Origin of the sequence: Psychrobacter sp. T6-6, assembly GCF_052258185.1 — a bacterium.
Lineage (GTDB): Bacteria > Pseudomonadota > Gammaproteobacteria > Pseudomonadales > Moraxellaceae > Psychrobacter.
Genome location: NZ_JBQQEX010000001.1, coordinates 488,913 through 502,253, shown reverse-complemented (window position 1 = coordinate 502,253; position 13,341 = coordinate 488,913). Strand labels below are relative to the sequence as shown.

Here is a 13,341-nt window from a genome sequence, read left to right as displayed (position 1 = left end):
ACTGTTTTAATCGCCTGACTGCCTTTAGTATATATTGCATATCTAAAGCACATTTATTTTTCAGTGATGGATTGACTAACGACGACTCTATAATAATTATAATAAATAAGAGCGTTGGTAGTAGTGAAGCTTGAATATGTTCTCGATTTTATAGCCAATATTCATTTAGAAATTATATAAATGGAACTGGATAAATGAAACTAGATAGATGATATACGCAAAGAAATTCAACAGTCACTATTAATATGGTATCCCTATGAAAACCAACAAGTTACCTAAGTCAGAATGGACTGACACACAGGCAGCTGGTTCTCAATCTCAGCAGTCTGTACCGTCTAGCGATTACCGCAGGCACAGTTATGTCACGCAGCAGACCAAAAACGCTAGTAATGATGCTAGCTATAGCCATAAAGAAATAAATAATGAACGTTCAGATAATGAGTACTCAGACTACTTGGCAGAAGATAACGTCTTATCACATAACTATTCTGGATACAAAAGCGCTGACAAAGATTTCAATGATGCAGAAGAGTCAGCCATGAATCGTCAGGTCATAGAACAATTCAATACTGCTAATGGCTACAAACGACCAAAAACACTTAACAAAGATGAGCCATTGATATCAAGGCTTTTGGATGATCAAATGAGCAATTTAAAAGATAACGTCCAACAGGATGCTAACGTATCGTCAGCCGATATCGACTCATCATATAAAGAGATACCGGAGCGCGTATTTATGAATGGACTTATCAAACATACAGGCATTGCGTTAGCGATTATTATACCGTTAGCGGCCTTTTCAGCCTATGCAGCTACACCATCAGTAAATATGGCAACTACTGAAACGTCTAGTAATGCGATGAGCGAAAAAACCACAACTGACATGTTGTCAATCAAGCCAAGTGATATTATTTATAAGTCTACAAATACACCAACCACAGTAGATAATGTAGACCTAAATTCTTACGCAGGGACATGGTATGAAGTTGGTCGTTTACCGATGTATTTTCAGCGTAAGTGCGCAGGTGACGTAACCGCAAATTATGCTCAAAATAACGATGGTTCAGGCATTACAGTCACCAATAAATGTGTGGCTGCAGATGGTTCAGATATCGTTGCAGAAGGCCTAGCAAAGCCAGTAGATGATAGTGGCAGTAAATTAAAAGTGACATTCTTACCTAAGTGGATCAGGTGGATTCCAGTAGGTCGCGCAGATTATTGGGTGCTGGCACGTGATGAAGACTACAAAACGGCTCTCGTGGGCACACCTGACAAAAAATACTTATGGTTATTGGCACGTTCACCAAATATTAGCCAAGAGACCTACGCAAAGTACCGCCAAATTGCGCAGCAGCAAGGTTACGATTTAAAAGAATTTACGCTGACGTCACAAACTGATCAAACCGTGAATCTGGTACCATAAAGCTGAATAAGCCACATATCTTCTTCTGCAGGGATTTAGATGCAAATTTTTGATATATCATCAACGATTCATATTCAATAGCTAGACTAATTCAAGATAAAGCAGCCGTCCGTGCTGCTTTATTTTTATTGCTACACATCAGAACTGGGATGCTAATAGATACTATGTAAACGGTTATCACTGGCAAAATAAGGCGTTTTAGGCTAAAATCTAGGCGATTTGAATACTCTGACGTCAAGAACTGATGTTGATAGTGGTTGATAATCGCATTACAGTCACCACTTAGAGCATATACGACCTATCTCATTTATACTTCTCCATATTTTATTGATCATACATTACTGACCATAAGGATGTTTCTCGTGAGCAACGCTGATACCTTACGCCAATTACATCAAGACCACTTAAAAAGTTACAACAATCAAGAGCAACAAGCCATTGAGCTTATGGGGCTATTGAACAAGCTTTACAATGCGCAAGATGTACAAGTGACTTTGTTTGGTGAAACGCTAGACTCTACCTCAGTCAGCCAGATATTAGCGCTACATCAAAAAGTAGCCCTACGTGACCACGGTGCCAAATCTATCGATATCTCTGATACTTTAGCGATGGTAAAAGTTATCTCAGAAAACACTGATATCCAAGCCACTCGCATCGATGTTGGTCAATTGATTGCTAACGATACTGACTTACAAACTGCTCTACAGTCTATCAATAACGCGGGTGCTTCAAATGGCGCGACAGATGTTGTGCTATACGGTTTTGGTCGTATCGGTCGTATCTTGACTCGTCTGCTATTGTCACAAGCGTCAAGCGCAAAAGGTCTACAACTAAAAGCCATCGTTGTGCGTCCAGCCGCTGCTGGTGACTTGGCTAAGCGTATTTCATTGCTTGAGCGTGACTCAATCCATGGTAGATTCTTAGGCGGCATTAGCATTGATGATGACAACAACGGCATGATCGTGAATGGCCGTTTTGTACAAGTTATCTATGCCAAAGACCCAAGCGAAATCGACTATACCGCTTATGGTATCGATGATGCATTAGTTATCGATAACACAGGTATTTGGAAAGATGAAGCTGGTCTTGGTAAACACTTGCAAGCGACAGGCGTGAAAAAAGTTCTATTAACAGCACCTGCTGGTGGCAATATCAAAAACGTCGTTTATGGCGTGAACAATGATACCGTTGGCGAAGATACTATCGTTAGTGCTGCTAGCTGTACGACCAATGCGATTACACCAACGCTAAACGTGCTAAACGATGAGTACGGTATTGTTAATGGTCACGTAGAGACTATTCACTCATTTACCAACGATCAAAACTTGGTTGATAACTACCATAAAGCAGATCGCCGTGGTCGTAGTGCTGTCATGAATATGGTTATTACCAGCACAGGTGCAGCAAAAGCAGTTGGTAAAGCATTGCCAGAATTGAACGGCAAGCTAACTGGTAACGCGATCCGTGTACCAACGCCAAATGTCAGCTTAGCCATTTTGAACTTGAACTTAAAAAATGCACCAGCAAATGCTGAAGCTTTAAATGAGTTCTTACGTAAAATGGCTAACAGCAGCACGTGGCAGTCGCAAATCGCTTATACAGACTCTACAGAAGCAGTATCGACAGATTTTGTGGGTACAACCCATGTTGGTATTGTTGATGCGCAAGCGACTATCCTAACTGACAACCAAGCTATCGTATATGTTTGGTATGACAATGAAGTAGGTTACAGCACTCAGGTGCTACGTCTGGCGACACAAATGGCCGGAATCAGCTACGCTCAAATTCCAGCATAGTGTACTGAACATCTTAGAGCAATGGCATATTATTAATCATATCGAAGTCGTATTTACTTTAGATCAGCGTTATTTGATAATTATGCGTTCGTAGATACCACTTTGAATAGATTGATATGACTTTAACTGTCATACTTAAACACCCGATAGTCCGATTGATTATCGGGTGTTATTGTCATAATGGGCGTTGAGTAATAGATGCTTGTCTAGTTTTCATTATGACGTAATAGTCTAGCAAAACCCAAAATACAGCCGTTGGTTGTTACCAGTTTATACACTGGATTGTGAATTAAGGAACGTAGAATGCGATTTATTGATGAAGCCGTCGTAACGGTAAAAGCAGGTGACGGTGGTAACGGAATCGCCAGTTTTCGCCGAGAAAAATATGTCCCGCGCGGTGGTCCTGATGGTGGTGATGGTGGCAAGGGTGGAGATGTGTATGTCATTGCAGAAGACAACACCAATACCCTAGTTGACTATCGTTACACACGTCGTCATGACGCCATGAGAGCAGAAAATGGTCATAGTAGAAACTGTTCAGGTAAGGGGTCAGATGATCTTTATTTACCTGTACCAGTTGGCACGACGGTCGTTGATACTGAAACCGATGAAGTATTGGGTGATTTGATTGAAATTGGTCAGACGTTGCTGATTGCCAAAGGTGGTGACGGTGGTCTGGGTAATACGCATTTTAAGAGCTCTACCAACCAAGCGCCGCGTAAAGCCACTTCAGGTTTTGAAGGTGAGCTAAAGGTTCTTAAGTTTGAGCTAAAAGTAGTGGCTGATGTGGGTCTGATTGGTTTGCCTAATGCAGGTAAGTCTACCTTTATCCGTCAGGTTTCTGCTGCCAGACCAAAAGTTGCTGACTATCCTTTTACCACGCTAGTTCCTAACCTCGGTGTGGTTGATATCGGTCGTCATCGTTCGTTTGTGATGGCTGACATTCCTGGTCTAATTGAAGGCGCATCAGAAGGCGCAGGACTTGGCATTCGTTTCTTAAAGCATGTTGCGCGTACCCGTCGTCTATTGCATTTGGTTGATGTAAAGCCAGTCGATGGTAGTGATCCGGTCGAGAATGCCCGCGTTATCTTAAATGAGCTTGAGCGTTTTTCGCCCGAATTGGCTAATCTACCGCAGATTTTGGTATTGAACAAAATTGACCAAGTGGCTGAAGAAGAGCTGAATGAGCTATGTACGCATATCGTAGCAGAACTGGGCTGGACAGGCATTGTATTCCGCACAGCAACCTTAACGGGTGAAGGCGTCGATGCAGTCAAATATCACTTAATGAATGAGATCGAACGTGAGCGTGAGCGCGAGATAGAAGATCCTATCTTTGCTGACGCACAAAAAGAGCGTTTTGAGCGACTAGAAGCAGAAGTACGTCTAAATACTGAAGCACAGCGTGAAGCATACCGTGCAGCCAAAAAAGCGGCACGTGAAGGTTTAGATTTGTCTGATGACGACGATGACGACGATGGTGTTGAAGTAATGTACGTTCCTTAAGCTAGTATGCTTGAGCTGATATACTTGAATGATTAAATTAATCCCTCTAATCAATTTATGTGAGAAAAAGGAGTTTATATGGCAGGTGACATCGCAAATACGACCGAAGAAGCAAGGTTTATTAAACAAGATCGCAACTTTGATATTCAGCGCGTTATTGTCAAGATTGGCTCGTCGTTACTGACTAACAATGGTCGGGGGCTGGATCGTACTGCCATATATGAGTGGGCAAAGCAAATTGCTCGCTTACACAAAAAAGGCGTAGAGGTGTTGCTGGTGTCATCAGGAGCCGTTGCCGAAGGTGTGGTACGTATGGATCTCGAGGAGCGTCCCAAAAAACTGGCCGCACTACAAGCTTGTGCGTCTATCGGTCAGATGGGTTTGATCGAAACGTGGTGGTCAGCTCTGATTCAGCATGGTATTCAAAGCTCGCAGCTTCTATTAACGCACGATGATTTGTCCAATCGTAGCCGTTATCTCAACACCACAAGTGCGCTGACGCAACTATTAGAATGGCGTGTACTGCCCGTTATCAACGAAAATGATACCATCACTATTGATGAAATCAAATTCGGTGATAATGATACGTTGGGTGCCATGGCAGCGGCGATGATCAATGCAGACTTGTACATTATTTTAACGGATCAAGATGGGGTATTTACTGATAACCCACGTGACAACCCCAATGCCAAAATGATCCGTCAAGAGCGTGCGATGGCTGATTATTTATTTGACATAGCAGGTGACGGTGGCAAGCTCGGACGCGGTGGTATGTTGACCAAAATCCGTGCGGGTCGTCTGGCTGCGATGGGCGGTTGCCCAACTGTTATCGTGAGCGGTGCGATTGATGATGTGATCACTCGTGTGGTGTCAGGTGAGGCGGTAGGCACATTGCTGACTACCAATGACGAAGACAAAATCATTGCACGTAAACAGTGGCTTGCAGCTCATTTGCGCATGGCAGGAAGTCTGATGGTTGATGCTGGCGCTGCCAACGCGCTCACTGAACACAATAGAAGTCTATTGCCTGTTGGCGTGGTAGATGTGCGTGGCGACTTCGATGAAGGCGACGTCGTAGAAATCACCCATCAAGATACTGGCGAGCGTATTGCAGTGGGACAGGTGAATTTTTCATCGAATGATGCACGCCGCGTCGCTCGTGAGCGTACTGAACAGTTCGATAAGATCTTTGGCAACAATGAAGAACGCGTGGTTATGGTACATCGTGATAATCTTGCACTCACCGTATAGCGCATAAGTTGTTTAGCTGCCTTTACTTTATCTAGCGTCTCTAAGTTTTAGGTACGCCGGATATTAGGTGCGTTAGATGAATTTATCAACTACAAATAGGTGATAAACTCTGTCTTAATCTCAGTTGATGTAGTTCATACGCTATAACCGTTTATTATTTTATTCAATCTATTTTATCCAATACAGCATCCGTTAACGATTATGGATATTGTGTTACTTTGGAGATTTGTACATGAGTGCTTTAGACAATAGTGACTCGATTCAGCAGCAGTTTGCCCCTTTGAAAAATGACAGACTGCTACGCGCATTGCGCTTTGAACCCATCGATACCACGCCAGTTTGGATGATGCGTCAAGCTGGTCGTTATCTACCAGAGTACAAAGCCACTCGTGCTGAAGCAGGCGACTTTATGAGTCTGTGCAAAGATACAGATCGAGCTACTGAAGTGACGCTCCAGCCATTACGTCGTTTTGATCTAGATGCGGCTATTTTATTTAGTGATATTTTGACCATTCCTGATGCTATGGGATTGGGTCTTTATTTTGAAACGGGTGAAGGTCCTAAGTTCAAACACCCGATTCGTGAACAGGCAGATCTTGATAGATTGCCGGTACTTGAACCTAATGATTCTCTTGACTATGTGATGCGCGCCGTCACAAGTATCCGTAAAGCATTGAATGGTCAAGTACCATTGTTTGGGTTTTCAGGCAGTCCGTGGACGCTAGCTACGTATATGATTGAGGGCGGAAGCTCGAAAGATTACCGTTATACGAAAGGTTTCTTGTACAGTAATCCTGGTTTTTTACATCAATTATTGGATAAGCTTGCGACCTCGGTTATTGATTACCTAGATGCACAAATCGTTGCCGGTGCTCAGATTGTACAAATATTTGACAGTTGGGGCGGCGCACTTGGCCATCGTCAGTTTATTGAGTTTTCGCACGTTTACAACAAACGCATCGTCGCTGAACTGAAGTTGCGTCACCCGCAAGTACCGGTAGTATTGTTCACTAAAGGTGGCGGGTTATGGCTTGATACTCAAGCTGATAGTGAGGCTGATGTGCTAGGTCTAGACTGGACGATGCCACTTGACCGTGCGCGTCAAGTACTAACTGAAAGCCAGCGCCAGTTGACCAAAAAACATAAAAAACTGCAAAGTAGCAAAGCCATTCAAGGTAATTTAGATCCAGCAACACTATATGGATCACCAGCGACTATTCGTGCTGAGGTGAATGCAATGCTTGATCGTGCTTATGCAGATGGCGAAAAGACAGGTTATATAGCAAACTTAGGTCATGGCATCACTCAATGGGTTAACCCCGACAATGCCAAAGTCTTTGTCGATGCAGTACACGACTATAAAATCTAAAATTGGGCTTACTCTTGTATGGCTAGATGAGCCATGTAAGAGCCTATCGGTATTGTCTAGTAATTTTGAATAAAAGAGAGTGTTTTATGATTTCAGCAGCTATTGTCGGTGGTACAGGCTATACAGGTATCGAGCTCATTCGCTTATTGTCTGCTCACCCTGAGGTTTCTATTGATTTGCTTACCTCGCGTAGCGAAGCTGGCACTCGTGCTGATGAAATATTTCCAAGTTTGCGCGGTATCTCTGACATCGTGTTCAGTGATTTAGGTGATAACACGCTGAGTGCACTACAAGAGTGTGATGTTGTGTTTTTTGCAACGCCACATGGTGTAGCGATGAAGCAAGCTGAAGCGCTCACGCAAGCTGGCGTAAAAGTTATTGATTTGGCTGCTGACTTTCGTTTGCAATCATTGACTGAGTTTGAGCACTGGTACAAACAGTCTCACGCCTGTCCTGAGCTGTTGAAGACAGCGGTTTATGGATTGCCTGAAATCAATCGTGATAAGCTTGCCAGTGCATTGTTAGTAGGTAATCCTGGCTGTTATCCAACCACCGCAATCTTGGGACTAAAACCAATCATCGAAGCACAAAATGAACAAACAAAAAGGTTGATTGAGTCTCGTATCGTAATTGATGCCAAATCTGGAGTATCTGGTGCTGGTCGCCAAGCATCGCTTGCACTCAACTATGCTGAGACAACCGATAACTTCAAAGCCTATAGCGTTGAAGGTCATCGCCATTTACCTGAGATAGAGCAGGGTGTTGCACAGTTATTGGGTAGTCAGTTTGACCACCGTATCCGTTTCTTACCGCATCTGGTACCGATGATACGTGGCATGCTCAGTTCGATTCATATGGAATTGACTGATGAGGGCGTGGCTATTGATTGGCAGCAAACGTTTGAAGACAGCTACGCCTTAGAAAGTTTCGTTGATGTCATGCCAAAAGGTATTTATCCAGACACACGCAGTGTGCGTGCTAGTAATCGTTTGCGCATTGCGATACATCAAGACAATGAGCGCGCCGAATTGACGGTTATTGTCGTACAAGATAATTTGGTGAAAGGTGCAGCAGGACAGGCCGTTCAAAATATGAATGTGATGTTTGGATTTGATGAAACAATGGGACTAAATTTTGCGCCTATTGTTCCTTAATGCTGACTTTGTTGCGTTTAAGTCATTCATATTTATGATACTAGGTATTGATTATAAATTCCGCTATAATGACTTGCCCTTACTTTTAAGAGATACCCTCTAGATGCGTACTAAGCTTGAACTACGCTTTTTCTCGAAGTCAGCACGCTTATCGTGTCAAGAACCTGTTCTATCTGATTTGGGATACAAAATGCATTCCAATCAAGATGATAATGGTTTTGAACAGCATGTCGGGAGCAATCAACGCGGCGCATCTACGCTAGTACTGGCATTGTTCGTGGTAGCCGTATTAGTAACAGCTGTGGTTGGATTAGTATTTGGTCATAAGCTTGGCTATCAGCGCGGCTTTCACTCGATGGAAACACAAGCTAAACAAGCAATTATCGATGGTACTGAAGCGACAGCAGCACTTGAGGACTTGCGTCTCAGTAACAAGATAGCGACGAATCAGGCGGCAACTGCCAAGCAAGAATTGGCCATAAGCTTAGCGAACCTCAACGAGCTGCGTGAAAACCAGCAAGCGTTGACAGTAGAAAACAGACAAGTCACACAGCTCAATGAATTATATGCTGATGTCATTAGTGATAAAGGCGGTATGCCACTGCAAGTATTAGGCGCCAAGATTGAGCCACTACCCGAAAATGCTTTTGAGTATGGTTTTGACATCGGGATGCTTAGCAGCGATGGTCAGGCCAAGCGTCTTAGACCAACGTTGACACTGCTCAACAATGATGACCTTGTAGAAGTGCCCCTAGATCCTGCAAGCTATGCTATTGAAGGTATTGTCCGTATACGTGGTCGCTTTGTGATGCCATCAGGTTTCAAGCCTTTACAAGCAAAGCTTAGCTTGCAAGCAGGTGGGCAAGAGGTGGAACAACTGTATGATTGGAGACTCGGCGATAGAGTTGATAACATGTTACCATCACTTTTAGATTTGCCAGAAGTCGATGAAAGCCCCATTTCACAATAGGGACGTGTCCTAATAAACATCTAATAGCGATGATATAGCCAAAAGCAAAGTAGAACGATTATAGTCATAGAAAGTAGAGCGACTATAGTTAGTAATTATATTTTGCATCATGGCTCACCGCCTGCCTTTACAACTTCTTTTATTTTAAACTTACCTTATAATTATACTTTGATTATGATGAAAAAAATGATATCACAAGACATGCCAACAGCTGCTGATTGGCACTTTCCACATATACCTGCGTATCGTGCACAAGATGGCGATACCGATGATGAAACATCACCGCAAGCAGATGTATTGGTCGCAGAACCAGAAGTCGCTAAACCACCAATGTATGCAGTGGTTATGTACAATGACAACTATACGCCAATGGAATTCGTTGTTTATATTTTACAGTCAGAGTTTCGCCATACCATGGATTCTGCGGTTGAGATTATGTTGACGATTCATAACAGTAGCAAAGGCATTGCTGGCATTTACCCCAAAGATATTGCTGAGACCAAAGCCAAAAAAGTAAATAGCTTGGCGCACCGTGAAGGTTATCCGTTACTGACGCAGATTGAACCTCATCAAGGTGAATAAGCGTTTGCGTCTCGTTTTTTCATTAGTATTTGCCTCATCATGCAGGATTTTTTAACATATATAAACGGCTCACTATCACAGTGAGCTTGATCACTTATCTTCTCAACGTCTGCTTTTCTTTCAATACTTATTTTTCTAATCACTTTGTTTCAAATCTTCATTGTATTAACCATATTAGTGAGCAGCCACGTCGCTATGATAGACTTGATTTTTTCATAATATATCCTTATATATTAAAGTGTGTCTATAAATAGCTTTGAATTCGATACTATTATGATAGCTGCACTATGATGATAGCTGCTTTGTTGGCTACAGAGCTATTTAGCATAGTCATTTGGCATAGTACTCAAATAATCCTCTCGATATTAATACCCCTAATAATCTATTCATCTTTTATCTGCTCAAAATTTTGAGTGTCAGTCGTTGCTGTTTAGCCTTTTAACACTTACTTTTTGTATGCTTTGATACACTTTAGTCTGCGTTAATAGATTGACTCCGTCCAAATATCGTGTTGATATAAAGACAAGCGACTATGAATTATCACAATCACTGCTAACTGGTAGATAGGTTAAGCATTCGTAAAACAGTCTTTATCACAAACAATATATTCACGACTTGTGATAATACGAATATCACCCTTGAACAATCGATCTACCGCCCTGATTTACTTACTAACTCATTCATAAAACTATCAATTATAAAGATAGATATAACCGTAGGAAGTTGTTATGTTAAGTCGTCATCTTGAAGTTTCTCTACGTTTAGCAATGACGCTTGCGCGCCAAAAATCGCATGAGTATCTTACTGTTGAACACCTGCTACTAGCGCTACTAGAAAACACCCACGCTGCCAATACGTTGACTGCTTGTAATGCCAATGTGTCGGCGCTACGGTCTGAGCTTGAAGCGTATATTAATAAGCATACGCCAACTATCGATGCAAACACGGAACAATCGCCGCAGCCAACGCAAAGCTTCGATCGTATTTTGCAGCGCGCTATTTTTCACGTGCAATCTATAGGCGGTGGTCGCCTAGTTGAAGGCTCTGATATTTTAGTATCTATGTTCTCAGAGCATGATACTTATGCCGTTTATTTGCTCAAAAAGCAGGGCATTAGTCGCCTTGAACTGACCCAGTATTTGTCACATGGTCAAGACAAAGAAGAGCCGTCTGAACCTCGTGCTTCTATGTCTGGTGAGCGTCGTAGTGCATCTGAAAAAACCAGCAAAGATCCATTGGTTGAGTTTGCGACCAATTTAAATCAACGTGCTGCAGAAGGTAAGACAGATCCTTTAATTGGACGTGCTTCTGAAATTGAGCGTGCGGCTCAAGTCTTATGCCGTCGCCGCAAAAACAACCCATTATTGGTGGGTGAGCCTGGTGTTGGTAAAACGTCTATCGCCGAAGGTTTAGCATGGTTAATCATCAATGACAAAGCGCCGAAACCACTTAATGGTTGCGTGATCTATAGCCTTGATATCGGCTCACTGATCGCGGGCACCAAATATCGCGGTGATTTTGAAAAGCGTATGAAATCATTGCTTGATGCCTTGAAGAAAAAACCAAATGCTATTCTTTTTATTGATGAGATTCATATGATCATTGGCGCAGGGTCGTCGATGAGTAGTAATATGGATGTATCAAACTTAATTAAGCCTGCACTTGCCAACGGTGAGCTGCGCTGTATTGGTTCAACTACCTTTACTGAGTATCGTCAGGTATTTGAAAAAGATCACGCACTATCGCGTCGCTTCCAGAAGATCGACGTAAAAGAGCCTAGCGTCGATGATACTATTGATATTTTACGCGGTCTCAAACCTCGTTACGAAGAGTTCCACAATGTCGAGTATACCGACGAAGCATTAGTCACGGCAGTACAATTATCAGCCAAGCACATTCACGAACGTTTCTTGCCTGACAAAGCTATTGACGTAATCGACGAAGCAGGTGCTTATAAGCGTTTGGGCGTGGTACCTGATGTAGAAGACATCGATGCTGAAGAGAGCTTTATTGCCGATTTAGAGCAAGATTTTGATGCGCAAATCGATGCCGAAGAGGTTGATATCGATGCAGACAATGGCAGTGATAATGAAATGTTAGACGAAGCCGAAGCTGCTAAGGCAGATGACCGCGCTAAGTCTACTGATGGTGTAAAAGTATCAAAAGCAGCGAAACCGCCAATGAAAATCGACGTGGCTGATATCGAAGCTATTATTGCTAAGCTTGCACGTATTCCGCCTAAGTCTGTATCAAGTGATGACAAGAGCATTCTTGAACACTTGGATCGCGACCTCAAGCATCTAGTGTTTGGTCAGGATGAGGCGATTGCAACACTTGCTGATGCCATCAAACTGTCTCGTGCAGGATTAAAAGCACCAGATAAGCCAATCGGCTCGTTTATGTTTGCAGGACCAACAGGCGTGGGTAAAACAGAAGTATCACGTCAGCTTGCTAACTTGTTAGGCGTAGAGCTGGTACGTTTCGATATGTCAGAGTATATGGAGGCCCATACTGCCTCGCGCCTGATTGGTGCGCCTCCAGGCTATGTCGGGTATGATCAAGGTGGTTTGTTGACCGAAAAAATCAACCAACATCCGCATTGTGTATTGCTTCTTGATGAAATTGAAAAAGCACATCCAGATGTGTTCAACTTGTTACTGCAAGTCATGGATCATGGTACCTTGACGGACAATAACGGCCGTGTTGCTATCTTCAAGCAAGTCATTGTTATCATGACAACGAACGTTGGTGCTGATAGTATCAGTCGCTCTTCTATGGGCTTTACTCAGCAAGATCATAGCCGTGATAATACCGAGTCACTCAAGCGCGTCTTTACGCCAGAATTCCGTAACCGTTTAGATGCGATTATTCAGTTCAATCCCCTAGATACTTCAGTTGTCGTATCGGTTGTTGATAAATTCTTGGTTGAGCTGCAAGTACAGCTTGATGATAAGCAAGTCACTTTAGAGATTGATGATGACGTACGGGATTATCTAGCTGACAAAGGTTATGACCGTCTGATGGGTGCGCGTCCGATGCAGCGCCTGATTCAGGATGAAATCAAAAAGCCATTGGCAAGCATGATCTTATTCGGTGAATTGGTGAATGGTGGGGTAGTTCACCTGACTTTGGAACCCAAAGCAGACGACACACAAGATGGCGATACCGTGAAGCTAGATAAGTCTACGGATAAAGGCTCATCTGACAGTCGAATCGTTCTGACAGTCGTTGAAACTCATGAGCCGCGTTCGGATTCTGAGTCAGTAGCCAGCTAAGCAGCTTACTGAGGT

9 protein-coding genes are annotated in these 13,341 nt (G+C 42.9%); all 9 read left to right on the top strand.

Annotated features, from left to right (window positions below; genetic code table 11):
* Positions 1 to 256: 256 nt before the first annotated feature.
* The 9 genes from ACTXGL_RS02150 (at position 257) to clpA (ending at position 13,326) form a co-directional block, all read left to right on the top strand.
* On the top strand, positions 257 to 1,423 hold the full coding sequence (locus tag ACTXGL_RS02150; RefSeq protein ID WP_443524540.1) for a lipocalin family protein: 1,167 nt from the start codon (positions 257 to 259) through the stop codon (positions 1,421 to 1,423).
* Between the two features lie 353 nt (positions 1,424 to 1,776).
* Positions 1,777 to 3,219 carry a glyceraldehyde-3-phosphate dehydrogenase gene (locus ACTXGL_RS02145; RefSeq protein ID WP_443524538.1) on the top strand — a complete coding sequence of 481 codons (1,443 nt, stop codon included), beginning with the start codon at positions 1,777 to 1,779 and terminating at the stop codon, positions 3,217 to 3,219.
* A gap of 303 nt (positions 3,220 to 3,522) precedes the next feature.
* Positions 3,523 to 4,725, top strand: a complete 1,203-nt coding sequence (gene cgtA / locus ACTXGL_RS02140) for an Obg family GTPase CgtA (RefSeq protein WP_443524536.1) — start codon at positions 3,523 to 3,525, stop codon at positions 4,723 to 4,725.
* A gap of 78 nt (positions 4,726 to 4,803) precedes the next feature.
* Complete coding sequence (gene proB, locus ACTXGL_RS02135) at positions 4,804 to 5,976, top strand: glutamate 5-kinase (RefSeq protein ID WP_443524535.1); 1,173 nt, start codon at positions 4,804 to 4,806, stop codon at positions 5,974 to 5,976.
* 232 nt (positions 5,977 to 6,208) lie between these two features.
* Positions 6,209 to 7,345, top strand: coding sequence for a uroporphyrinogen decarboxylase (gene hemE / locus ACTXGL_RS02130; protein WP_443524533.1), 1,137 nt, complete (start codon positions 6,209 to 6,211; stop codon positions 7,343 to 7,345).
* A gap of 86 nt (positions 7,346 to 7,431) precedes the next feature.
* Entirely contained in the window at positions 7,432 to 8,499 is a 1,068-nt protein-coding gene (argC, locus tag ACTXGL_RS02125) for an N-acetyl-gamma-glutamyl-phosphate reductase (protein ID WP_443524531.1), read from the top strand.
* Between the two features lie 190 nt (positions 8,500 to 8,689).
* Complete coding sequence (locus ACTXGL_RS02120) at positions 8,690 to 9,469, top strand: hypothetical protein (RefSeq protein WP_443524529.1); 780 nt, start codon at positions 8,690 to 8,692, stop codon at positions 9,467 to 9,469.
* Between the two features lie 186 nt (positions 9,470 to 9,655).
* Complete coding sequence (locus ACTXGL_RS02115; protein ID WP_319050078.1) at positions 9,656 to 10,051, top strand: ATP-dependent Clp protease adaptor ClpS; 396 nt, start codon at positions 9,656 to 9,658, stop codon at positions 10,049 to 10,051.
* Between the two features lie 728 nt (positions 10,052 to 10,779).
* The gene (gene clpA, locus ACTXGL_RS02110) at positions 10,780 to 13,326 is read left to right on the top strand and encodes an ATP-dependent Clp protease ATP-binding subunit ClpA (RefSeq protein WP_443524528.1); all 2,547 of its coding nucleotides are present in this window, start codon (positions 10,780 to 10,782) and stop codon (positions 13,324 to 13,326) included.
* Positions 13,327 to 13,341 lie beyond the last annotated feature (15 nt).

Bases quoted from the DNA above. Each gene is read 5' to 3' on its own strand.
- clpA (WP_443524528.1), top strand. From the start codon at position 10,780: ATGTTAAGTCGTCATCTTGAAGTTTCTCTACGTTTAGCAATGACGCTT.
- ACTXGL_RS02115 (WP_319050078.1), top strand. From the start codon at position 9,656: ATGATATCACAAGACATGCCAACAGCTGCTGATTGGCACTTTCCACAT.
- hemE (WP_443524533.1), top strand. From the start codon at position 6,209: ATGAGTGCTTTAGACAATAGTGACTCGATTCAGCAGCAGTTTGCCCCT.
- proB (WP_443524535.1), top strand. From the start codon at position 4,804: ATGGCAGGTGACATCGCAAATACGACCGAAGAAGCAAGGTTTATTAAA.
- ACTXGL_RS02120 (WP_443524529.1), top strand. From the start codon at position 8,690: ATGCATTCCAATCAAGATGATAATGGTTTTGAACAGCATGTCGGGAGC.
- cgtA (WP_443524536.1), top strand. From the start codon at position 3,523: ATGCGATTTATTGATGAAGCCGTCGTAACGGTAAAAGCAGGTGACGGT.
- argC (WP_443524531.1), top strand. From the start codon at position 7,432: ATGATTTCAGCAGCTATTGTCGGTGGTACAGGCTATACAGGTATCGAG.
- ACTXGL_RS02150 (WP_443524540.1), top strand. From the start codon at position 257: ATGAAAACCAACAAGTTACCTAAGTCAGAATGGACTGACACACAGGCA.
- ACTXGL_RS02145 (WP_443524538.1), top strand. From the start codon at position 1,777: ATGTTTCTCGTGAGCAACGCTGATACCTTACGCCAATTACATCAAGAC.